This is a genomic window from Aridibaculum aurantiacum, assembly GCF_017355875.1.
In the GTDB taxonomy this organism is placed as follows: Bacteria; Bacteroidota; Bacteroidia; order Chitinophagales; family Chitinophagaceae; genus Segetibacter; species Segetibacter aurantiacus.
In genome coordinates this window covers 137,411-163,055 of the sequence record NZ_JAFEWC010000002.1, presented here as the reverse complement: position 1 = coordinate 163,055, position 25,645 = coordinate 137,411, and the positions used below count along the sequence as shown (strand labels likewise).

Here is a 25,645-nt window from a genome sequence, read left to right as displayed (position 1 = left end):
AACCTGGTACACATGATGCGAAGAATAATTGCAGTACTACTGACATTAGCTCCACTGGCACTCGCTGCCCAGTATAATCCCATAGCAGTTACAGGTTTCAACCACGATGTGGTAGCTGAAGGAACAGGTACCAGTAGCCTCGCCACTACTACAAGGGAGATGGATGCCATCACGCCTTCCAACTTTGTTATGTGTACGCAACAATTTGCTGCAGCCAATAATATTCCTGCGGGTTACGGTTTGCCAAACAACGGAACGGTGGTATCTGGTAATCGCTTGTACCAGATGGTTTCCTTTGGCACCGGCAGTGGCACCAGCAATAATGCGCTTTATCTTTTGCAAAATGAAAATGGTGTACTGACACTTACTACGCCAGGCGTTTTCTCCAATATCAGTTTACTCGGTACTGCTACCGAAGGCAATGCATTTGTCACTGCTGTATTACGGTACACTGATGGCACCTTTCAAACGGTTGCCAACCGGGTATTGCCTGATTGGATAGGAGGAGCAAATCCCATGCTTCAAGGCTTTGGCCGTATCAAACGTATCAACGGACCGTTTGGTGCCGGTACCTACGAGCAGGCGCCGAACAATCCGCGCCTGTATGCAATTGACATCACAGTAAACTGCACCAAAACATTAGCCTCTATCAGTATTACCAACACCAGCTCCTCGTCTAGCCGTGCATTCATTTTTGCGGTATCGGGTATGGGTTATACACCACCTGTTGTTGCGCCTGTTATCACGCCTGCATCGTGTGGACAGAGCAACGGCAGCATCGCGTTGGGCATTACTGGAAGCTATACATACAGCTGGAATACTACACCTGTGCAAAACGGAGTAACCGCCCTGAACCTACCGGGAGGAAGCTATACTGCTACCATCACCAACAGTGCTGGCTGCGTTTCTACCTATACAGCTACAGTACCATCTACACCTGCTTTCACTTTGGCGGCCAGTGCACAGCCTGCAGCTATCTGTGCAGGTGGCTCAAGTACATTGACTGCTGTAGCTACAGGCGGAACGATCTCTACTTACCAGTGGGAGCCGGGCAATATCAACAGCAGCCAGGCTACGGTATCGCCTGCCGCTACTACCAATTATATGGTGTGGGCGCAAGACATCAACGGTTGTCGTGATACCGCCTACGCTGCAGTAACGGTTAATCAACCACCTACCTCTTCTTTTACGGCAGTGCCCGCTACTGTTTGTTCTGCACGCGATACGGTGGTGGTGACATATACCGGCAATGCAGGCGCGGCCGCTACCTACAACTGGAACTTTGGTGGAGCAACTGTATTGTCAGGTTCTGGAAGCGGACCTTATACACTCATCTATAACACAGCAGGTAATACTGCTATTTCGCTAACAGTAGATAATGGATGTATCTCGCAGCCCACGCAGCAGCCTATACAGGTAAATGCCTCGCCTGCTGCCAGCCTATCGTTGAACAATAACAGCATCTGTGCAGGTTTATCTGTCACTGTTAGTTTTACCGGAAGTGCGCCAGTAGGTAGCACCTTCACATGGAACTTTGGTGGTGGCAATGTACAGCAGGGCACTGCTGCCGGACCGTATACAGTGGTTTATAACAACACATCAGCCACCACTGTTTCCGTGCTTGTAAATAATAGTGGCTGCACCGATACAGCCTCACTTCCGATGGTGGTACATCCTATTCCTTCGGCTGCCTTTTCGGTAGCACCAGCAGCTATATGCGCTGGCGAAACCGTGGTAACAACCTATACGGGTGGTGCTTCTGCTACTGCTACTTATAACTGGAACCTGAACGGCGGCACAGCCACTCCCGGCCCCGGTGCTGGAGAACAAACCATTGCCTTTGCAGATGCGGGTACTAAAACGATAACGCTACAGGTAACAGAGAATGGATGCACATCTACTGTGGCGCAGCAAACTGTACGGGTAGATGCGCCGGTTGTTGCTTCCTTCAGTGTATCGGCTGATACCATCTGCGCAGGATCAAATGTGACGGTGACATTTACCGGAACAGCACCTGCCACTGCTTCCTATAACTGGAACTTTGGTTCGAGAAATGTAGTGCAGGGTTCAGGAGCAGGTCCATACAATGTGCGCTTCAGCACCAGTGGCAGCCAGGTCATCAGCCTGTCGCTTTCCAATCTAACCTGCACATCACCTGTTGTAAGCCAACCGGTTTATGTTCAGCCTATGCCTGTACCTGCCTTCACTGCTACGCCTGTTAGTGGTTGTGCACCGCTGCAGGTACAGTTCAATAATACATCAACCCAAGCTACCAGTTTTACCTGGAGAATAAGCGATGGCACCAGCTATATTGATGCGGCGCCATCCCATCTATTTAACCGCGGAACCTATAGCGTTACCCTGGTAGCTGCGGCAGGCAATTGCATCGACTCCGCCGTAAGAACGAATTACATTAATGTAGCAGCACCACCAGTAGCACGTTTTACTGCATCGCCGGGTACAGCAGTGGCTATTCCGCTAAGCCTTGCCGGCGTAAGCTTTACCAATCAGTCGCAGCACGCCACCCAATACCGCTGGAACTTTGGCGATGGTACTACTTCACAACTTGCCAATCCATTCCACCAGTACAGCGCTATCGGTAGCTATACTGTTACATTGATTGCAAGCAACGGCCTGGGTTGTACCGACAGTTTTTCAATGCAATATTTCCGGATAATACCAGATACGGCTATTCACATTCCTAATTCTTTTTCGCCCAACCGCGACGGTATCAATGATACATGGGTGATACCGGGACTGGCTGGCTACCCGCAGGCGAAGGTGTTTGTGTACGACAGGTATGGACAGGTAGTGGCAAAATGGGAGCATTCGTACAGGCCGTGGGATGGCAGGTTTAACGGGAAGGATTTACCGTTGGCTACCTACTACTACATAGTACAGCTACGGCGCGAAGAAAAACCAATAGCAGGTTGGCTGCTATTGATACGATGATTGATCAACATAATTTCTCACTAATAAAATCAGACATGATGGTTAAGCTTTACACGTTGTTCCGCTCCTGGTGGAATACGAGCATGAGAGGGCAAATGGCACCCCCACCCTACTCACCTTTAATTTGCCAGCGTTCCGGCCAGCGCGCCAGGCGATGGATGCCGATTGTATTGACAGCCGTAGGATTGGTAAGCAGTGCAGCCGTACAGGCAGGCTACGAGCCAGTAGTTGTATCAGGTTATAATGCCGATGTAGTGGCTAACGGTGTGGGAGCGGCTACCTCATCTGTTACAGCCAATGCCGATGGTGGTTCGCCCGGCTATGCACTAGTAGCTGCTGATTTCCAAGCTACTTCCAGCAGCGCATTACCTACTTATTTCCTGCCCGCAAACCGCACCATCAATAGTGCCGCCACAAGTGGCGTTGTCTTTCAATTGGAAGATTACTCAGTACCAAATGCATTGCGCTTGACTGGCACAAATGCAGGGCTACTAAGTTTTGCCACACCTAAGTATGCCAGTGAAGTATACGTACTCGCCTTGTCAGGCACGGGTGCTTCTACAGCAACTTTTACATTAAATTTTGCTGATGGTTCAACGCAAACTTTTACTAACGTTTCCATTGCCGATTGGTATAATGGAACACCTATAGCACGCCAGGGTATAGGTCGTGTAGCATTGTCAGACAATGGGCAGGATGGCAGCGCCACCAACCCGCGGCTATACGAGATAAAGCTCACGCTTAATGCTGCTAATTATTCTAAGCAGATCACCAGTGTGAACGTGGCCAAAACAAATACAACGCTTGGTGTTACCGTAGTAGTGATGGGTATTAGTGTAAATGAATTACCTGCCTGTGTTGCGCCTGTAGCACAAGCTTCTGCGCTGTCGCTAACTCCCACACTATACAACATAACTGGTAGCTTCAGTGCTGCTGCACCTACAGCAGATAAGTACCTGGTGCTTCGCACAAACGGAACTGCCGCACCAACTGTACTACCTGCCAATGGTACAACATACACTGTAGGATCTATGCTCGGCAATGCTACTGTGATAAGTGCAGGTGCAGCCACTACTTTCGATGATGTCACCGTTTCAGGAAACACCACTTACACGTATACAGTATACGCTTACAATGATGTATCATGTTACAACGTGGCTTACAATACAGCTTCACCAATAAGTGAATCTGCCAGTACACCTGCATGTGCACCAATAGCTGGCGGTACATATAGTGTAGGTCCAAGTGGCAACTACACCAGCATTACTTCAGCTTTGCAAGCCATTTACCTTGCAGGTGGCGCCACAGGAAATGTGACGCTTGAATTGCAGCCAACCTACTCGAGCAGCGGCGAAACCTTCCCTATCACTATACCTAATCTTTCTACCGGGCCATGTGCCACAGGAGCACCAGTGATCAAGTTGGTTCCTGCAGCAGGAGCATTTGGCTTGGTGATTTCCAGCAACGCCACACCTGCTACCATCGACTTCAACGGCTCAAGGAACTTTGTGCTGGATGGACGTCCTGGAGGTGTGGGTAATGCACCCGGTTTACGTATAGAAAATACAGCTGCTGCCGGTGTAGCAGTCAGGTTTGTGAACGAAGCGTCTTACAATACACTTACCTACTGCGATATCGCAGGTCAAAATACATCTACTACGTCGACCTCGCCTACTGGCGTTGTGTACCTAGGAGGAACTACAGGAGCCAACGGCAACGATCATAACCACATTAGCTACAATCATATCCATGCTACAGCAGGGGGCTTTCCTGCGATGGGCATTTCAGCGTATGGCAACACCAGCAACATTGTGGCTAATAACGACAGCAATATGATAGTTGGCAATGACGTGTATGATTTCTTCCACGCATCAGCCTCTTCTACCGGTATAAAAGTAGACCAGGGAAATACTGCATGGACAATAAATGGCAACCATCTTTACCAAACTGCAAATAGAACCTATACTACTGGTGCCACACATCGTGGTTTGTGGATAACACCAAACGTTGGGTCTCTTGCTACTTCAGCTAACAACTTCAATATCGCCAACAACTTTATCGGTGGTACAGAACCTAATGCCGGCGGTACTCCTTATACTATGACAGCATCTAACGCTACCCTTTTCTGGGGTATGGATCTTTCATTGGGTGCAGGAACGGCTTCTTCTGTTGCTGGCAACGTAATCCGCAATATCACCCTTACCAGTACCAGCACCAGCACCAGCGGCGTGTTTATAGGTATCAACACAGCTAACGGAATCATTGACATAGGAAGTGCAAAAGGCAATACGATAGGCGCAAGTACAGGCACAGGATCTATAACAGTTACCAACGGAAGTGGTGGTACTTCATTCGGTATAAGAGTAGGTGGAGGCAACAACATCACGGTAGCAAAAGACACCGTTGGAGCCATTACAATCAACGGTTCTAGTGCAACAGTAGCTACCAATTTTATTGGTATCGGATCAGGTATTACAAATGGTGGAGCTAACCTTGTTACCATAACAGGCAACGTCGTTGGTAGCCTTACCACGCCTAACAGCATCCAGATGGCTTCTGGCTACACCGGCACCTTGAGCAATTCATTTACTGGTATCAATATAACCAGTGGCGTTACTACCAGCAGCATCAGCAACAACATTGTTTCAAACATTCATAATACTCATACCGGTGGTGGTACTTCTTCCTTTACAAGGGGTATCGCAGTTACTACTTCAGCATCTTCTATCACAGGTAATACTGTGCGCAATCTTTCTACCAATTCACTTGCTACCGGCGGTGGACTAAGCAGTGCGGTATCTGGTATCATTATGTCGAACAGCAATGCAGCAGGCTGTACTGTAAGTGGAAATACCATTCACTCACTTAGCCTATCCAATGCTACTTCTACAGCGGCCAGCAATATGACGGGTATTTTCTACAGCGGCACATCGTCGGTGGTGAACGACATCAGCCGCAACTACGTGCACAGCTTTGATTTAGTATCTGCTAACACCAACGTTGTGATGACAGCACTGGATCATGCTGTTTCTACTTCTAACATCGTGAACAATATCTTCAGGCTAGGTATTAAGCCGGATGGTACACCACTATCAAACGCCGTGGTTGTTCGTGGTATCTCCAGCAACTCTTCTTCATCAACAAACAATATCTGGTTCAACACGATTTACATCGGTGGAACAGGTGTTGGCCCAACTGTTAAGAGCAGTTTTGCGTTTACCCGCACATCTACGTCGGGCACCTACGACATACGCAACAATATTTTTGCAAATGTTCGCTCCAATGCTGGTAGCGGTGGTAAGCACTATGGCCTGCACTTTACAACGAGTGCTGCCGGTGCATCTATCAACTACAACCTTTACCAGGCAGGTGGTACTGATGGTTTCATCGGTTACACCGGCACTGCTGATGTAGCCAGCTATACAGCAGGATGGATAGCAGGCGACGACAATAGCCTAACAGGTGATCCTAAATTCATCAATGCTACAGGCTCCGCTGATATGGCAAACCTGCACATCCAGAGCGGTGTTTCTTCACCGGTAGAAGGAGCGGGTGTGGCTATACCATCTGTTACCATTGATTTTGATGGCGAAGACAGGACGCAGCTTACGCCTACAGATATAGGTGCTGATGCCGGTGATTTCGGAAATACACTGCCGGTAGTGCTGCTACACTTCAAAGGTGAACGTACAGTACAGGGTAACAAGCTATCGTGGAGCACAGCCAGCGAGATCAACAACAAAGGCTTCTACCTGGAACGCAGTGCCGACGGCCGCTCCTTCAGTCCAATTGTATTTGTTGAAAGTAAAACCATTGGTGGCAACAGCACGTTTGGCAATACCTACAGCTTTATTGACAATAAAACAAAATTGAGCAGCAGTTACTACAGGTTACGCCAGGTGGATCAGGATGCAAGAGAAACAGTAAGTAATGTAGTACTGCTAAAGGGTGAGAAGACAAACGTCATGATTGTAGGAACTGTTTATCCTAACCCAACTGCAGGTGACGTAAAAGTAGTAGTAGAGGCTCCCGGAACTTTACGTACCACTTTGGTCATCACAGACCTGGCAGGTAAGGTTGTGTACAACCAACAGCAACAGGTTGAACAGGGTAGCAACAATATTGTTGTTCCTGTCTCCAGCCTTGCAGCAGGTCAGTACTTTATTAGATTGGTACATGAAAATGGATCAACAGGCAGCGTGAAGTTTATCAAGCTGTAGATTATTTTTTAGACGCAAAAAAGGCTGCCGTAACTGGCAGCCTTTTTTATTTGCACCCTGGTAGTTGATGTTCTTCCTGCTGCTCTAAAAGCTTTTGGCTTTCACGTTGTATTCATCCAATTGATTTTATTCCTGTCATCCAGTCCGTCAAAACAAGCGGTAGAAAATCTAGATAACTGACCATCATGATGTGCAACAATGGTAAGTATAAAATGAAGCACGCCTATAATTCAGTCGGCTTGAAGGCATGACAATCCTGCATGTTGCAATTCCAATACATTTCCTAATGCACAGGGCAAAAAAAATGACCTGTAGTATTAGTACAAGTCATTGTTTTTGAGGTTGTGGGCCCACTAGGATTTGAACCTAGGACCACCTGATTATGAGTCAGGTGCTCTAACCGACTGAGCTATAGGCCCTGCTTCCTTTTGCGAGGAAACTGCTTCGGTGGAAGCGGCTGCAAATATAAAATTTTTCACTTTCCAACCTAACTTATTTTTGCTGCCATGGAAAATTTTAGAAACATCATCTTCGACCTGGGCGGCATATTTATCGATATTGACTATTTCAAAACAGAAAACGCCTTCATTGAACTGGGCGTTACTAATTTTTCTGAGCTGTACAACCAGCACCACGCTAACCCCCTTTTTGAACAACTGGAAACAGGTAAACTGGATGAAAATGGCTTTTACCAGGCTTTCAGGGAGGCAACTCAGCTTGAACTTTCTGATAAACAAATAAAAGAAGCATGGAATGCCATGTTGGGCACTTTTGCACCAGAGAAACTGGAGTGGCTTAAAGAGATCAGCAACAGGTACAAAATCTATCTTTTCTCTAATACAAATGCAATTCACTACGACTGCTTTCAGCAAATATTCCGCGACAACACCGGCTACAAGAACTTTGATGATTTCTTTATAAAAGCCCACTACTCGCACAAAATAGGTGTACGCAAACCCTATCCTGAAGCATTTACCAAGCTATTGGAAATAGAAGGACTAGAGGCTGATGAAACACTTTTTATAGATGACACTCCTAAAAACATAGATGGGGCGAGGCAGGCAGGATTACATACCATACTGCTGCAGTCACCTAAGACTGTTCTCGACCTGGATCTTTAAAGGCATTATTCATCCAGATTAAATCTGAAGGAGAAGAGACAATTTTAGTTGCTACAGTTGCTGTTTTAAGAATACATATTGTAATTTTATAATCCATTTGTAATTCTTAGTTGCATGATAGTACAACATCCGCCCAAAGAAACCACTGACCTAACATTAGCTGCAATGCATAGAGAAATAGCCCGACTTGAGGCTGCCTGCAAGCAACAACCTTTGGAAAGCGCTCACCTCAAGCAACGCCTCACGTTTTTACTGTGGAAGTCGGAATCTCTCAGCATTGTTTACAATTGGAAAAAACAACATTATAAGCCGTAGCCTTACCCGGATCTCCTCTTTGCAATTGTACTTGAAATTGCAAGAGAAACTAACTGGTAAAACTTTTTTCACATAAACAAAAAGAGCCCTTACAGGCTCTTTTTCTATTACCAAAAATCTCTAATTCAAGCGGATCGTTGCATCCGTGTTTTCAAATACAGTGATTGTTCCCATATCATTAGATGGGGTATCACCTGGTGTAGCGGTTATTTTTGCTTCGCTTCCTTTGTCTTCTTGGGAGTCGCTATTCCCGGGCAATTTGCCGCTGTTGTTGTACCTGCCATTAAAAAATCGCAGGTATGCGTTAAATGCTAGCCACCCTACTATAGTCAATGCCAATAAAGCAGCATATTCTTTAATTGTTCCTTTCCAATTAACTACAGCTGCTACCCACCGAGATAAGAAGGCAAGAATGAAAACTCCTACGCTGATCGCCACTGCTTTCATAGTAAAATTGTACTGGTATTTTGCATCCCACGACAGGTAAATGAACCAGGCAGCACCCGCTACCAGCAGCACAGCAAGCGCCAATACGGCGTATTTAAGCACTTTACTTGCTGCATAAACCTTCAGGAATTGTTTTTTACCTATGGAAAGTGTTTTCTCTACTTCAGGAAAAAGGGCTGGATTGGTAACATAAGGTTTAATGGCAGCAAATCGCCACAGGTTTTCGTTGGGCAGGTATACATTCTGCTTTTGCTTATTTAGCTCGTAGTTCGATTGAACATAGCCATTGTACATCAATGCATACGCCTCTACGTCATTGAACGAATCCAGGTCAGTACGTATCTCCGACAGCAGCTTTTGTGCTTTCCTATCAATCCCAAATACGGTACATGCATTGTTGTTCCTATAATATTCTTCCATGAGTGTGCGTGCAGGGTCGTTACAGTACTTCCAGTTTACCGGGCGCTCCTGCAGGTTGCTCTTCAGGTGCACTTTGTACAACTTGCTGATCTGGCTGGTTTCGTTACGTTGTTTTATGTCGAGGAACTGTAGTTCGCGCAATCTTTCCTGCAGTATATTATCGCTGCGCATAAATATCCCCGGACCATCACCTGTGGCTGTTTTGTTGGTAGGCAGTTGACCACTAGCATCACTTATAAACATGTTGGTACACTCCTGTTCTATAAGTGTAGCTATTCCCTGGTTATCATGCAGGCCACCATCAATCAGTTCAAGGTCTACGCCTTCGTACAGGTCGGGCAGCGGCATAGGGTGAAACATTACAGGCACACAAGAAGATGCCCCTACAGCATATCCTAACCTGAAGTTTTGGTAAGCCTTAGGCGCTTCTTTATAATACATCCGCCTAAGTCTTGGCTTTGCGTCTACATCCACTTGTATATAATTAGGTGGCTCTCCCATCCATGAAGCGGTGAACTGCCAGTTGTGACCTGTGTTCACGCTTGTTGCATTCAGCACCAATTGAGGCACCCTGTTCTTTCGTTTCCAATTGTCGGTGATAGGGGTAAAGTTTTCAGGCGCTCCTTTGGGTCTTATCAAAAGATCATGCATATAAAACTTTCCTTCATTTGCATCCGGGATGATCTTATAATCGGTGCCATTCATAGCATTATAGGCATCTAAATCTTTGAATATCCTGCTGAAAAGATGCTCCTCATATAGTTCCCCAAGCCTGTGTGTACGAGAGTAGCTTTTCTTAAACATCCTGAAGTTTGATAGCAGGTCACTGAACAGGTGCATGCGTAAATTTTTCTGTACACCTTCCAGGAAATCTTTTTCAATATCCTGCACCAGTCTTATATAATCGTTGCGCACTATTTCGTCATCACCTTTTGTCTCTAAAAGCATCTTTAGTTTCAGGTAATAATATGCGCCAATGATAGAGCCGCCCGATACACAGGAAATCACCTCAATATGGCGCAGCTCATCCTTTTCAGCCAGCGAAGCCAAGACACCAATATGAAATAGCGACGCCCTAAAACCACCACCCGATAAAGCCAGCCCGAACTTGCCATCTTTCTTTACTTCTACATTGGCCGCAGTAGCTGTATGCGAAGAGCGATCAAGCATTGCAAGGCACTCATTGATCTTTGCCGGGTGAACAGAAGCCGCCACTCCTTTTAATTTTGCTGCGTCTTTAGCATCCATTGCTCCATATTGTTCAGCATAATCCTTTTGGTACATCTGCAGGTAAGCCAGCGAAAATAGCTGCTGTTGAAATGAACGCGTTTGCCACGGTAGCGTACCCTGCAGTTGAACATATTCTTTGATAAAAATGATAGCTTGGTTGTAAAGCCGCAAACCAAAATATGCCTCAGCCAAAGTAGCCAGCACCCAGTGATCCACATCGTGATGAAGTAGTTGTGGTTCTGCATCAAAAGGATCTTTGATGAACTCTTTTAAAATAAACATCCGGGTGTCATCTGCTGTATCAAAAAGCGTGTAGATGCTATTGGTAATGCCTGTGATGCGCCCATGCTCTTCCAGTTTATCTACAGCCATCAATTCGTTGATGTAAGCATAATTAATAGCGGTATATCCTTTATCATCTTTATCCTTTTCTTTCTCATTCTCCGCCTGCTTCAGGCATTGCTTCCAGCTGGCAAAACCTCTTTGGTAATAGTATCTTGACAAAATCAGGTTCTTAAACTGGTGATCGAACTGCCACTTTCTTTTATAAATAGCACCAGCCAGTCCTAATGTTTCGCAACTGTGTGTGGTAGAAAGACTGTTATGCACTTTCAACTCCCTTACAGCTCTCTCAAACTTGAAATGCGAAGGCAGAGCATGATCTTTATAGATAAACTTTGCAAGCACTTCATATTCTTTAGCCAATTCACCAGCCGATTTGCCCCTACCCTCACACTCATCCTGACGCATTTTAGCCAGCAGTACTTCTGTAGCATAAGCAAACTGGTCCATCTTGGCCAGCAGCTTATACAGTTCTTCCAGCTCGCTAGATGTTCGGTACGAGCCGTTTAAAACACTTCTCGCTTCATCAATAATTTCAAGCTTAGATGCAGTGGACAGGTCTTTGAATGCTTTCATAAATAGGTATTTGAGGAGAGTGAACAACTTCTTAAATATGCTTCTTTTTTTCCATAGGTGCAAGCGCATCAACCAACTCAACCATAATTTTTTTCCTACTACCATAGTGGTTAAACCTAGGTCCACAAAGCACTTCACCAGGTTGAGCCTTTACAAGCTACCTTTGTTTATATAGTACAATTGGTTAAAGTTTGTTCTATTTCTAATCCTCTTCCATATGACAAAGAGCCATTTTAATAATTCGCAAGATTGGGATAACACGACCAGGCAGATCAGCTTTGATAATGCGCCTATCAGCATGTTGCTATTAGATGCCGTATCGCTTAAAATAGAAGCCGCTAATAAAGCAGCACTTCAACTGCTCGGTTATACAATGGAAGAAATACGGGGATTAGAATTTACAACAATTGATTTATCCGCTTCTCAAACCATGTTTGAGAATTTGTTTGACATTGACAACAATGGCAAACGCGAGGTTTCCCATACGACGTTCACAAAAAAAGATGGAACACCCATTCATTCTGAAGTATTCTATACGACTATAAATGTGGAGGGTACCAGGCTGGTCTTGGTGACAATCACGGACCAGGTAGTGCCGAGTAAAGCGGCAGAAAGTTATAGAGAGCATTCAGCGCTATACAATGTTATTTCTGATGCAATTGTTGCTACTGATGAAAATTTTAAAATTACAAGCTACAACCAGCCCGCAAGTGAAATCTTTGGCTGGAAAGAGGAAGAAGTTATCGGCAAACCAGTAAGAGAAATCACAGCAAGTATTTACCCGCATAATACTCCAGATGAAGTTGCTGCTATGCTCCTGCATCAAGGCCATTGGCAAGGTGAGATCATTACGCACAGAAAAGATGGAAATAAATTTCCTGCGTATATATCAGTGAACACTTTACAAGATATAGAAGGAAAAGTAACAGGAACTGTTTGTGTGATAAGAGATCTATCCAAACAAAAAGAATTACATAACCAAGTTAATTATTTATCTGCTTTACTCAATAAAGTAAGTGATGCCATCATCTATGTTGATGATGCTTACAAGATCTTAAACTGGAATCACGGTGCAGAATTATTATTCGGAATTAAAAAAGAAGAAGCAATAAGTAAAAACCTTCTGAACATTTTCGGACATTCAAACACTACCGAACTTAAAAATGATATTGTAAATCTTCAGACAAAGGATGAGAACTGGCAATTTGAAATGCAGTTTTTTGATGAACAAACCAATACTCAAAAATGGATCATATTTTCTGCATCCAAAATAGAAGATCAAGCAGGTGAAGAAACAGGATACATAGTTATTGGCAAGGACATCACAGAACGGAAAAACTTAGGCGAACAATTACTCCAGTTAAACAAACAACTGGAAGAAAAAGTAAATAAAAAAGGAGAAGAACTTGCTCATGTTTATGAGCGCATATCGGATGCATTTATCGCATTTGACAGTAATTTAAAATACACTTACCTGAACCACCAGGCAGAAACTATATCAGGAAAAACAACTGGAGAACTCATTAATAAAAATGCATTTGAAGAAGAAAACCCCCTAATTACCCCGGAGCTGCATGAACACATGGCAGCTGCAATCGCCTCACACAAACCTGTCTATAAGGATGTGTATCTACAGGGGATAGATAAATGGTATCAGACAGCCATGTATCCTTCCAGGGAAGGTTTAGCCATTTACTTCCAGGATATTACTGAAAGAAAGCTTGCTGAAAAACAATTACAGCATAGTGAACAAAGATTTAAAAAGCTAGTCACAGGTGGAAACGATTTAATTTCTATAATAGATAGGGAAGGAAACTTTATTTATAACAGTCCTACTTCAATAAAAGTTTTGAATTATGATCCTGAGTTTTTTGATGGCAAACACATATCTGATCTTTTACATCCTGACGATCTTGAGATTGCTTTTGCCACTGTAAATAAGGTCCTTGAAGAAAAAACCATTATATCGCCACATGTAAGGCTAAAGCATGGTGACGGAAGTTGGAGATGGATTGAAGCCACTTTGAAAAATTTGCTGGACGACCCGGATGTACAAGGAATAGTGATAAATGCACGTGACATCACTGAAATTCTAAAAGCAGAACATGAAAAGGAACTGGAAAGAAAAGATAAAGAAGCTCTCATAAATACCTCCACCGATCTGATGTGGAGCATTGATAAAAATTATCATCTCATAGCAGGTAATCATTCTTTTAAGCAAAGCTTGAAGGCTTCTTCTAACCTGGAACTAAACCCGGGGGAAACTGTATTGAGTTATGAGTATTTTGATGAGGAACATCTTTCTATGTGGAAGGCGTTTTACGATAGGGCACTTTCAGGTGAAGAATTTGAATCCGAAATAATAGTCACTTCAAAGGAGGGTACAGGCAATATGTGGATGCTGATTCGATTTCATCCTGTATATAATGATGGTGAAATAATAGCTGCTGCATGTTATGCCACCGATGTTACAGAACGAAAACTAGCTGCTGACAAACTCAGGGAAAGCGAAAGAAAATTTAAAGCCATTTTCCAGAATAGTGTTAATGGAATTGCTTTAATGTCTATAGAAGGAAACATTATTGAGATCAGCAGCTCAGCAGAAGAAATATTAGGCATTCCAAGGGATGAATTAATAAACAGCAACAAACATGATTTTATAGTTCCGGAATATGTTCCACTTATGCTGAACACATTTAATGAAGTGGCCAGCAATACAGGATTAGAGAAAACGGTCTCTCTTGAAATCTTACATCCTTCAGGAACAACTAAATGGTTAGAATGTACCTACAGGAATTATTTAAATGACCCTGCTGTAAATGCTATTGTAACTAATTTCAGGGATATAACACAAGTAAAAAAATATGCAGAAGAAATAGAAAATAGTGAAGCCAGGTATAAGAAAGCCCAAATGATTGGCAAGATGGGTCACTGGGAGCTGAACCTCCTAACAGAAGAGGTATACTGGTCAGAAGAGATCTATAATCTATTTGGAGTAGAAGAGGAAAGCTTTAAACCTACTTTTGAATTATTCATGCATTTTGTGCATCCTGATGACAGGAGCATGGTTGACAATATGCTGCAATTGGCTACAGCGGGGCTAATTGATTATAACGTAATTCACCGAATAACACTTCCTACTGGTGAGATACGCTACATGCACGAATTAGGAGAAGCTGTAAGAAACAGCGAAGGAGTTCCGGAAAAATTTGTAGGTACTGTGCAGGATGTGACTGAACAAAAAGTAACAGAGGAAAAATTAAGAGCATCAGAAAAAAATTACAAAGTTCTTTTTGATAAAAACCCTGTACCGCTTTACATGATCCAGCCATTGGACTTTAATATTATTGAAGCGAACAGAGCAACCGAAAGCCAATATGGTTATACAAAAGAAGAATTATTGAATATGTCTGTTCAAGATTTGCGGGCAGAAAAAGACGAAACATTATTGGCATACCTGAATGATCTATTTGTAAAAAATAAAAATGTTGATACGGTAGTAAAGCAGAAAAAGAAGAATGGAGAGATAATTTATACCAAGGTAAATACTGACAAAATTTTTTACAAAAACATAGAAGCTTGGCTGGTAGCAGCAAGAGATATAACCAAAGAGATCCAGTACCAAAAACAATTAAAAGATAACCAGCAACAACTGTCTATAATTTTCAACAGTACCATCAACGGTATGGTTCTCTTTAAAGTTGAAAGTGGCAATCAGTTCAGGTTTGAAGCCATCAATGATGCACTGGCAGAAGCAATAAGAGTAGATAAGGATGAGGTAGTAGGTCAAATCCTCCAACAAGTTTTTGAGCCGGCAACCATAGAACATTTGCTTCCTCTTTATAAATCTGCAGTAACTACAGGAGAGGTCCAGAACCTCATTACAGGTAGCAGGAGAAGACTCACAAAAAGAATTATTCATTACACTGCTATTCCCATTAAAAATGAACAGGGCGAAGTAGAACAACTACTATCTATCAGCAACGATATAACAGAACAAAAACTTACAGAGGAGAAACTTAAATCTTCAGAAGAAAAGTATCGCCTGCTGTTTCAGCGAGGAGCGCACCCCAAATGGATCTTTGATGCTGAAACTTTACAGTTTTTAGAGGTGAACGACGCCGCAGTACGACACTATGGGTACAGCAGGCAGGAGTTCCTCCAAATGACTTTATTTGACATAAGACCTGACGAAGAAAAGGAAAAGCTGCAAGGATTGGTTGCGCAATCAATACCTTCTGAAACATCAGTTCTATCAACTCACAAAACAAAGACAGGTAAGCTTATCCGTGCTCATGTTACCATAAACACCATCAACCTCAATAATAAAGATGCACGGCTTGCCACCATTGTTGACTTAACAGAACAAGAACTGGCAAAACAAGAACTGCTTGATACCACCAGGCAATTGCGACAACTGGCTTCGCATATAGAACAGGTACGCGAAGAAGAAAGAACCCATATAGCACGGGAGATACATGATGAACTGGGACAACAACTTACCGGTTTAAAAATGGACCTGTCGTGGATAGGTAAAAGGCTGCAGGCTTCCGATGAAGAACTACAACAAAAAATGAAGAGCTCTCTCCTGCTGCTCGATGAAACCATACATACGGTAAGGAAAATATCTACTGAGTTACGTCCGGGAATATTGGAAGACCTTGGACTGGCAGATGCTATCCGCTGGCAAGGCGAAGAGTTTACGCGCCGCACGGGCATCATTGTTCAATTACATACCAATGTAGAAGAAGAACAATTCGCGCAACCTATTTCTATTGCTCTTTTCCGCATACACCAGGAAGCGCTTACCAATGCATTGAAACATGCAGATGCCACTTTGATAGAAAGTTCCCTGCACAAAGAAAATAACCTCATCAGGTTAAGCATCACGGATAATGGCAGCGGTTTCGATAAGGAAGAAGCTAAGGAAAAACGCACCTTTGGTTTACTTGGCATCACCGAACGGGTGAACATTTTGAATGGCAGTTTTCATATTGACACTTTTCCCGGAAAGGGAACAACCATAGCTGTAGAAATTCCATTGTAAATAAGCTGGCAATACAATATTTTTAGCTCATGTTGAAGATCCTAATTGCTGATGATCACGCCATTGTAAGGCGTGGGCTTCGCAACTTGTTGCAAGAAGCTTTTCCTGCAGCAGAGATAACAGAGGCTACCGACGCCGAAGAGCTGGTTCAAAAAGCTATGCTGCAAACTTGGAGCGTAGTAATAACAGATCTTGCTATGCCGGGACGTAGCGGCCTCGAAAGTATTCAACAACTAAAGCAACTACACCCGCGGATGCCTGTACTGGTTCTTAGTATGTACCCGGAGGAACAATATGCAATAAGAGTATTGAGATCCGGCGCATCAGGATATTTGAACAAAGAGTCTGCTCCGGACGAATTGGTAAATGCAGTGCATAGAGTGTTAGCAGGCAAAAAATATATCACCGCTTCTATAGCAGAAAAGATGGCTTCTTCACTTGGACAAGACACTGATAAGCCATTGCACGAGCAGTTATCAGACAGGGAATTTGAAGTGCTAAAACTGCTGGCAGCAGGAAAAGCTGTTTCCGACATTGCACAAATGTTTCACCTGAGTGTAACTACCATCAGCACGTACAGGTCAAGAATTCTTACTAAGATGAATATGAAAAGCAATGCTGATCTAACTCAATATGCAATAGCAAACGGTTTAATATAATATTCCTCCAGTACTACAGCCTGTAGTTATCTTACTACATAAATTTATCTCGTTTCTCTACATTATTTCTGCAGGTTCATCTTACCTGTTGGAGGGTATATCTACCTACTTTGCCCCCTAGTCCCAAAATCTCCGGTGATCAATAATATGGCAAACACATCTTACGATAAATCTTCATCGTGTCATGGCTTTCAAAAAAGCTATGCAGTGCAGCCACATTCTGTTTTATTGGTTGACAGCTCTCCACTTACCTGCTGGAAAATGCAGGAGATGCTGGGCGAGATAAAGACCATAATAAATTTATATAGCTGTAGCACATATGCAGAAAGCATTCAGCTACTGGTAAATCACCTGCCAAAGGTGGCTATTGTAGATATTGATCTTCCTGACAATGAGGGGATCAAACTGCTTAAGTATATGAAGCAGTTTGATCCCTTCATGCATGTTATAGTTTTAACAAACCTCCACACTACTTATTACCGGGACCTATGTCGAAAATTAGGTGCGATTCACTTTGCTGATAAATCATTTGATTTTGACACCATACCTGCATTAGTCAATCTCTTATTAAGCCAGGACTATAAAAAGAATTGAATTTCAGCAGTAATTAATGTCTGATTAACCACAAATTAATTGGCCAAATTCTCCAGTTCATTTTGTAGAATAATAACGACAAAAGCAGCAGTTTTTTCTCTACGAAAGAATAACTGATTGCTCTATTTTTTGCGGTACATATTCAGACTTTCTTTGTATTAGAAAAAATAATAACCTGCTTACTGCACCCCCACATGTGGCAGGCTATTACAAAATAACCCCTGTAGAAATCCAAACCTATGAAGAACGTCCCCCAAACACCCGTGCAGCTACTCCTGTGTAAATGGGAGTTGTTGTAAAGGTGTAACTGCCCATATGAATATTGATAACCCTGACTTAAAATACATGATAAAGGAAGCTTCTGAAGATATCTTCAGGCTGCTCCTCGAGTTCAAGGATTATGGAATAATAATGCTTGATGACACCGGCTTAATTAAAAGCTGGAATATGGGAGCGCAGCATATTTATGGATATTCTGCTAATGAAATTATCGGCAGTCATATATCCGAACTCATTTCGCCTGCTGAAGCAAATCAAGAGCAACCGGCGCTTCACTTAGCCGCTGCACGAGTATCTGGCAGGCATGAGCAAGATGGATGGCACACGAGAAAAGACGGTAAGTCGATCTACATCAACATCATTATTTCTGCTTTATATAATGCTGATGGCGTGCTACTGGGTTTTGCCCATGCCACACGCGATATCACCATTCAAAAACAACTGGAAGTAGAAAACGCTTTGCTTCACGATCAACTGGAAGAAAAAGTAAAGCAGCGAACCAAAGAACTGGCAACCGTAAACCAGGAGCTGGAAGCATTCTCTTACTCAGTATCGCACGACCTGCGCACTCCTTTACGTGCTATAGGTGGTTATGCTATGATGCTGCAGGAAGATTATGGTGAAACACTGGATGCAGAAGGCAACAGGATCATCAATGCCATCGTTTCCAATACCCGGATGATGGGAAGTCTGATAGATGACCTGCTTACTTTCTCACGCATGTCGCGGCTTGAGATGCTGTATAATGATATAGATATGACAGGCATGGCAAAGGAATGCTTAGATCAACTGCTTCAGCACGAAAAAAAGAAGCATGAGATTATCATTCACCCGCTACCTGCTGGCAGGGGTGATGCTAATATGCTGAAGCAGGTTTGGGTCAATCTTTTAGGCAATGCTATCAAGTACAGTTCAAAAAAAGAGCTACCTGTTATTGAGATAGGAACAATAGAAACACCCGGTTATAGCACCTATTATGTAAAAGATAATGGCGCTGGTTTCAATATGAAATATGCGAACAAATTGTTTGGTGTTTTTCAGCGGCTTCATCGTACTGATGAATTTGAAGGAACAGGTTTAGGACTTGCACTTGCAAAGCGAATCATCAGCAAACACAACGGCAGCATATGGGCTGAAGCTGTAGAGAACGAAGGAGCTACTTTTTACTTTAATTTACCCAAGATATAGCATGAACAGATACAGCAACGCAGTGGAAATACTTTTAGTAGAAGACAACATGAGTGATGCAGAATTAGTGATCCGCTCGTTGAAGAAAGTAAACCTGGCTAACAACCTCGTTCACCTGAAGGATGGTGCAGAAGCATTAGACTTTCTTTTTTCGCATGGTGAATATGAAGGACAAGAGCCTAAACTGCCTAAGGTAATACTGCTTGACATAAAGATGCCAAGAGTAGACGGGATAGAGGTACTGAAGCAGCTGAGACAAAATCCGGCTACACGCACCATCCCTGTTGTTATCATGACCTCCTCTAAAGAAGAGCAGGATGTAATTAAGAGCTACGAGATTGGTGTAAACAGTTTCGTGGTAAAGCCGGTAGACTTTGCCGGGTTTGCAAAAGCCGTAAGTACTTTAGGAATGTACTGGGTACTTGTAAACCAACCACCTATCAAAATAAATCCAACTCCTTAACCAACCCTTAACCGTAATTGTTGTGCCTTATAAGATACTACACCTGGAAGATGTACAGACCGATGCTGAAATGGCAGCATATGAACTAAAGAAGAGCAACCTGAATTTTGAGCAACTGGTAGTAGACACTGAAGAAGAGTATAAAGAGGCTTTACATTCTTTTAAGCCTGATTTGATTCTTTGCGATCATTCCTTACCTTCTTTTAATTCGTTTGATGCACTAACCCACCTGCAGTCTACCAAGCTCCACATACCTTTTATCCTCATTACTGCCCATATGAGTGAGGAGGTAGCTGACAACATTTTGAAGTTGGGTGCCGACGATTATATTTTAAAAGACAGGCTAAAAAGACTACCAATAGCTGTACAAAACGCTATTGAAAAATATAGGTATGAAAAAGAGCGTAAGAGCATCATTGATGAATCATATGTACGCGATACTTCAGCAAGAAAAACCCAGCAACAGTTAAATAATAAATTGCTACTAGCTACCAAAGCTGCTGGAGTAGCCATTTGGGAGTTTGATGTAAAAACAGGAATGTTCCTGGTAGATGATTTCATTCATCAACTGTATGGTATTGGTCCAAATGATTTTGATGGTACCATAGAAGGATGGTTGAAATATATCCACCCTGAAGATTACGCTTTCGTAGTGGAAGAGTTCAATAACATATTGTATAAAACAGAAGAATTCAATACTGAATTCCGGATAGTTTGGCCTGATGGTAGCATCCATTTTATACGTGCTACAGCTTTGTTAGAATATGATGAAAGCGGCAATGTAGTACGCATTGTTGGTACTAACCAGGATATCACTTTTAGAAAAGAATATGAGCAGGTACTAAAAGAGAACGAGCAGAAGTTCAGGGCTTTCTTTGAGTACAGCATGGATGGAATTTTAATGCTTTCAAAAGAAGGAAAGATATTGGCTGCAAATCCTGCTGCATGTGCCATTTTTGAAATGACTGAAGCTGAATTGATAGAAGCAGGACGTGCAGGTATTTTGGATGCTTCTGATGTTCATGCTGCTAACATACGTGCACAGCGCGAAAAAGAAGGCACGGCAAAAGGTGAGATCATCTTCAAAAGGAAGTCAGGCAAAACATTTCCTGGTGAAGTATCCTCAGCCAACTTTATAGATGCAAAGGGTGAAACCCTTACATCCATGATTATACGCGATGTAACGGACAGGAAGTTTGCAGAACAGGAACTGATCTCCACTTCCAAGGCGTTATTAGCAGCCGTAAAGGATCTTGAAAAGATCATGGATTCATCACTGGACATCATTTGTACAATAGATGGAGAAGGACGTTTCAGGGATGTGAGTACGGCGTCGCTTGAAATATGGGGCTACCACCCACATGAGATGGAAGGCAAGTATTACATCGACTTTGTACATGTAGACGATGTAGCTATGACCTTGCATACCGGGGACAACATCATGGCTGGTAATCCTGTTACCATGTTTGAGAACAGGTATATTCATAAAAATGGCAGCATTGTTCCTACGCTATGGTCTGCCAGGTGGGATGAGCAGGAACAACGGCTCTTTTGTGTGGCCAAAAATGCTACCGAGAAAAAACGTTTAGAAAAGGCATACGAAAACGAAAGAAAACGTCTTGCTGATATCTTCCTGCAAGCGCCGTCTGCTATTGCTGTTTTACATGGTCCTGATCATGTATATCAATTAGCGAATCCTATTTACCTGGAGCTGGTAGGTAAAAGAAAGATCATTGGTAAAAAGGTAAAAGAAGTAATACCAGAAGTAGAAAGCCAGGGCTTTATTAACCTGCTAAATAAGGTATACGAAACCGGCGAATCATTTTCTGCTAAAGAAACCTTGATAAAGCTTGACCGGAAAAATACTGGTGCTTTAGAAGATGTATATCTCGATTTTGTATACCAGCCAAACAGAGATGCAGAAGGAAATATAGAAGGCATTTTTGTTTTTGCCATAGATGTAACCGAGCAGGTAGAAGCGCGCAAAAAACTGGAAGAGAAAGAAGAGAATCTGCGTATCAGCAACGAGCGTTTCGAAATAGTTTCCAAGGTAACAAATGATGCTATCTGGGATTGGAACCTGCTCGATGATAGCATCTATTGGAGCGATAGCTATTACAGGATATTGGCAGATCGCAACCCCGGCAGTACCACCACAGGCGCAGAAAGCATTATGGTCATTCACCCTGATGATAAGGACCGGGTTGTAAAAGGCATTTATTCTGCCATAGACAATAAACAGGCTCATTGGCAAGACGAGTATCGCATCATTAAAAAAAATGGAGAAGTTGCTTTTGTTTTCGACCGCGGCTCTGTGGTTTACGATGAACATAACAAAGCCGTTCGTTTTGTAGGCGCTCTGCAGGATATAACAGAGAGGAAGATATCAGAAGAAAAACTGCATGAATACCAGCACCAGTTACTGGCATCGCAGCGTGTGGCACACGTGGGCAGCTGGCAGTTGAGATTACAAGACTCAAAAGAACCAAGGTATATAGAATGTTCTGAAGAAACGCTTAGGATTATTGGAGAAGAATCATCAGATAAGATACTTCCTATAGCCACCTTCTGCGAGCATATTCACCCTGAAGATAAAGAAGCTTTCAAAGCTGCTTATAAAGAAGCGGTTGCTAAGCAGTCACAGTTTTCGCTTGACCACAGGATAATTGATAAAGACGGCAACATTATCTGGGTGCACCACGAAGCGCAGGTATTGAAAGAGACAAGCAAGAACTATTCAGTGAAGATCATCGGGTCGATAAAAGACATAACTGTAAGGAAGCAACACGAACTGCAGATAAAGCAAAGCGTGCAGGAGCGTGAATTACTGATACAGGAACTAACACGTTCTAATAAAGACCTGAAGCAGTTCACTTATATCACATCGCACAACTTCAGGGCGCCGCTGTCTAATCTTATTGGGCTGCTTAGCCTGGTGGACTACGATGCGCTGGACGAGAACAACCGCCAGATCATCGAGATGTTCAAACTGTCGACCCAGCAATTGAACAACACCATCAACGACCTGATACAGATACTGATCATAAAAAATAACGTGAATGTAAGTACCACGCATACCAACATGAAACTGCTGGTAGAAGATGTGTGCGCTGCTATGCAACACGTAATACTGGAGGCTACCTGCACGGTTGAAAAGAACATAGAAGCAGAAGTAGTTCTTTTCAATAAGTCGTACATGGAAAGCATCCTGATCAACCTGCTATCAAATGCTATCAAATACAGGTCGGCCGCCAGGTTGCTAAGGATCAAGATAGAAACCAAGCACCTGCCCGATGGCGATGTACAACTTCGTTTTTCTGACAATGGATTGGGTATAGATGTGAAGCGTCACCGCAACAATTTGTTTGGGTTATACCAGCGCTTTCACAATAATTCCGACAGTGTAGGACTGGGATTATTTATTGTAAAATCGCAGGTAAATGCATTGGGTGGAACTATAGATGTAGAAAGTGAAGTAGATAAGGGAACCACGTTCATCATAACCATCAAGGGAGATCGCCCTGTAACGAATGATTAGTAGTAAAAGAAAAACCTTCCGGAACTTCGGAAGGTTTTTCTTTTATTCTATAACAAATTCTTCTCGTGGGGGCCTGCAATTGTTGATAAGATATTCATTGGAAAAAAGCTCGCTTACCTGTCGCTTTATATCGGTTAATGAACTTGGTTTTGGCAGGTAAAAATCTGCACCTGCGCTGTAACTTTCATCAATAAAGTTTTTCTGTTTTGTAGTGGAATACATCACCACCATCACATGCTTAAACTGCTCCTGCTCTCGTATTTCTTTAAGACACGTAATACCGTTTTTATAAGGCATGTTGATGTCTAGAAAAATCAGGTCGGGCTCGATGGATGACTCCAGTAAAGAAGAAAGCATGATACCATCGGAAGTCCGCAGCAATTTAATTGATGTACTTACTCCTGCAATAGCAGACTGGAAAAACATGTAGTCGTCTTCGTCATCTTCTGCAAGCAATATTTTTTTAACTCTCGCCTTACCTTCTAACTTCATAAGAGGCTTTTTTCTTAGAGATTGAAAACTACTTCTTATTATAACCGGCTGATAACCAGAAAAGCTAGCGTTGTAGCATTATAAGGCATGTATCTGCTTATAACCTAAAGTTGTTAAGCCATTGCCTTCACTTTGTTAGTCAGCAGGTTTACACGCAGCGATAATTCATTGAAACTATACGGGAGGTTCACATAATCATCAGCTCCCATTTCAAAAGCTTTTTGCAATTGTTCTTCGTGGCCCAGGGCGCTGAGTACAATCACGGGCAGTTCATATTTCTTGATGGTACTTACAAACTCCAGTCCTATGGCAGGTGTCATGATATCTACCACTACCAGGGCCACATCATGTTTTAGTAAAGTTTCTATGGCCTCTATAGCGCTGTTGCAAAAAAGAAGTTGGTAGCCTTGCCTGAGGAAGGTTAACTGCAAAGCAGCAGTCAAAGCAGGCTTGCTTTGTACAAAAAGTACTTTCATTAGAATATTGGATTTGTTGGGGGTAATGGAAGAGCCAGTGGTTCTTCTATGTGTATATAAACTAAAAAGCCCGTTTACTTATTGTAGTAAACGGGCAGTAGTTATAAATTTTTATTGGGATCATTTAGATTTTTTCAGCAGGCGCTTCACCCTCACAGTCAATTCAGTAGGGTTGAAAGGTTTTGTAAGAAAATCATCAGCACCCAATTGGAAAGCTTCCATTACAGTATCTTCTTCACCTATACCCGAAAGCACGATGATCGGTATATTCCTGGCTGTGCCTGATTTCACAATGCTGATCAGTTCAAGCCCCGAAGTATAAGGCATCAATATGTCGGTGATGATGAGGTCAGGCAGGTTTTGCTCTACCGCCATCAGGGCTTGCCTGCCGTCGGGAACGCCTGTTACCTCGTAACCTTCGTTCTTCAGTTTTCCTTCTATTGCCAGCAGCATCAAAGGCTCATCTTCTGCTACAAGTATTTTCATGTTTCTGTTCCTTAATGATAGTTTTATTCTTTATGATGCACTTGCAGTGAAAGAAGTTGACAGGTTCAATTTCTCCTGCAGTATGCTCTCCGCTATTTTATATTGATTTTCCATCTGGTGGATCAGCTCATGAACCGTATCAAGGTTCTCCAGTGTCTTACCAGCCTGCTCTATCTTCTTTGCAAGCTCCAGCATCTCTCCCACTTTTATTACCGACAGCGACGACTTGCAATAATGTGCTGATTTATACATCAGGTCCCAATTGCCGGCGTTTGCGGCATCTTTTATCTTTTGCAGGTTGGCAGGCATGGTAGATATGAATGTCTCCAGCATGAGCTTTATATACGCGGCATCATTTCCTGCTACTTCGTATACCATCTCCAGGTTTACTTCTACGTTATCTGCCTTCAGTCTATGGTCATTTGCGGCGATCACTCTTTCCATCTTTTCTTTCAAAACTTCTATTGTATAAGGCTTTGAAAGGTAGTCATTCATGCCTGCTTTTATGCAATTTTGTTTCTCCTCATCGGCAAGAAAAGCAGTCATGGCTATAACAGGTATAGCGCTCTTTAACTCTGCCCGAATATGCTGCGTAGTTTGTTTACCATCCATACCCGGCATTTGCAGATCCATCAGCACAAGATCGTAATGCTTATGTTTCAGTTGTTCTACAGCCTGTTCGCCATTATTTACTATATCCGCTTCCACTTGTAATTGCTGAAGTAAAAGTTTGAGCACGAACTGGCTTACCTTATCATCTTCCGCCACAAGTACAGTTTTTCCTTCTAACATCACTGCCT

At 42.9% G+C, this 25,645-nt stretch carries 14 protein-coding genes and 1 tRNA gene; 9 read left to right on the top strand and 6 right to left on the bottom strand.

From position 1 onward, the window contains the following. Positions 1 to 12 precede the first annotated feature (12 nt). Positions 13 to 2,952 carry a PKD domain-containing protein gene (locus J4N22_RS12330; protein WP_207494986.1) on the top strand — a complete coding sequence of 980 codons (2,940 nt, stop codon included), beginning with the start codon at positions 13 to 15 and terminating at the stop codon, positions 2,950 to 2,952. Positions 2,953 to 2,987: 35 nt separating this feature from the next. Beyond that, on the top strand, positions 2,988 to 7,172 hold the full coding sequence (locus tag J4N22_RS12325) for a T9SS type A sorting domain-containing protein (RefSeq protein WP_207494985.1): 4,185 nt from the start codon (positions 2,988 to 2,990) through the stop codon (positions 7,170 to 7,172). A gap of 345 nt (positions 7,173 to 7,517) precedes the next feature. On the opposite strand, the gene J4N22_RS12320 is transcribed toward J4N22_RS12325, so the two are convergent. Then, positions 7,518 to 7,591: transfer RNA gene (locus J4N22_RS12320), tRNA-Ile, on the bottom strand. A gap of 87 nt (positions 7,592 to 7,678) precedes the next feature. Between J4N22_RS12320 and J4N22_RS12315 the strand changes: the two genes are divergently transcribed. Next, a complete protein-coding gene (locus tag J4N22_RS12315; RefSeq protein WP_207494983.1) occupies positions 7,679 to 8,293 on the top strand; it encodes an HAD family hydrolase in 615 nt (204 codons plus the stop codon). Positions 8,294 to 8,728: 435 nt separating this feature from the next. Here J4N22_RS12315 and J4N22_RS12310 read toward each other — a convergent pair whose 3' ends face one another. Continuing rightward, a complete protein-coding gene (locus J4N22_RS12310) occupies positions 8,729 to 11,623 on the bottom strand; it encodes a patatin-like phospholipase family protein (RefSeq protein ID WP_207494981.1) in 2,895 nt (964 codons plus the stop codon). Positions 11,624 to 11,840: 217 nt separating this feature from the next. Here J4N22_RS12310 and J4N22_RS12305 point away from each other — a divergent pair, with 217 nt between their 5' ends. The 6 genes from J4N22_RS12305 (at position 11,841) to J4N22_RS12280 (ending at position 23,391) form a co-directional block, all read left to right on the top strand. Continuing rightward, positions 11,841 to 16,670, top strand: a complete 4,830-nt coding sequence (locus J4N22_RS12305) for a PAS domain-containing sensor histidine kinase (RefSeq protein WP_207494979.1) — start codon at positions 11,841 to 11,843, stop codon at positions 16,668 to 16,670. A gap of 29 nt (positions 16,671 to 16,699) precedes the next feature. Further along, positions 16,700 to 17,329, top strand: a complete 630-nt coding sequence (locus J4N22_RS12300; RefSeq protein ID WP_242692212.1) for a response regulator — start codon at positions 16,700 to 16,702, stop codon at positions 17,327 to 17,329. Between the two features lie 147 nt (positions 17,330 to 17,476). Then, on the top strand, positions 17,477 to 17,923 hold the full coding sequence (locus tag J4N22_RS12295) for a response regulator (RefSeq protein ID WP_207494977.1): 447 nt from the start codon (positions 17,477 to 17,479) through the stop codon (positions 17,921 to 17,923). A gap of 315 nt (positions 17,924 to 18,238) precedes the next feature. Continuing rightward, on the top strand, positions 18,239 to 19,390 hold the full coding sequence (locus J4N22_RS12290; RefSeq protein WP_207494975.1) for a sensor histidine kinase: 1,152 nt from the start codon (positions 18,239 to 18,241) through the stop codon (positions 19,388 to 19,390). A 1-nt stretch (position 19,391) separates the two neighbouring features. Continuing rightward, positions 19,392 to 19,853, top strand: coding sequence for a response regulator (locus J4N22_RS12285; RefSeq protein WP_207494973.1), 462 nt, complete (start codon positions 19,392 to 19,394; stop codon positions 19,851 to 19,853). A gap of 22 nt (positions 19,854 to 19,875) precedes the next feature. Beyond that, entirely contained in the window at positions 19,876 to 23,391 is a 3,516-nt protein-coding gene (locus J4N22_RS12280; RefSeq protein ID WP_207494971.1) for a PAS domain S-box protein, read from the top strand. Positions 23,392 to 23,433: 42 nt separating this feature from the next. Here the strand turns inward: J4N22_RS12280 and J4N22_RS12275 are convergent, their stop codons facing one another. The 4 genes from J4N22_RS12275 to J4N22_RS12260 all read right to left on the bottom strand — a co-directional run bounded on the left by J4N22_RS12275 (position 23,434) and on the right by J4N22_RS12260 (position 25,637). Continuing rightward, positions 23,434 to 23,883: a response regulator gene (locus J4N22_RS12275; protein WP_207494970.1), complete on the bottom strand. Its 450-nt coding sequence runs from the start codon at positions 23,881 to 23,883 to the stop codon at positions 23,434 to 23,436. 113 nt (positions 23,884 to 23,996) lie between these two features. Beyond that, positions 23,997 to 24,359: a response regulator transcription factor gene (locus tag J4N22_RS12270; RefSeq protein WP_207494967.1), complete on the bottom strand. Its 363-nt coding sequence runs from the start codon at positions 24,357 to 24,359 to the stop codon at positions 23,997 to 23,999. Between the two features lie 120 nt (positions 24,360 to 24,479). Then, positions 24,480 to 24,845 (bottom strand): response regulator transcription factor, encoded by a 366-nt coding sequence (locus tag J4N22_RS12265; RefSeq protein ID WP_207494965.1) that lies wholly within the window; start codon positions 24,843 to 24,845, stop codon positions 24,480 to 24,482. A gap of 30 nt (positions 24,846 to 24,875) precedes the next feature. Continuing rightward, complete coding sequence (locus J4N22_RS12260) at positions 24,876 to 25,637, bottom strand: response regulator (RefSeq protein WP_207494963.1); 762 nt, start codon at positions 25,635 to 25,637, stop codon at positions 24,876 to 24,878. Positions 25,638 to 25,645 lie beyond the last annotated feature (8 nt).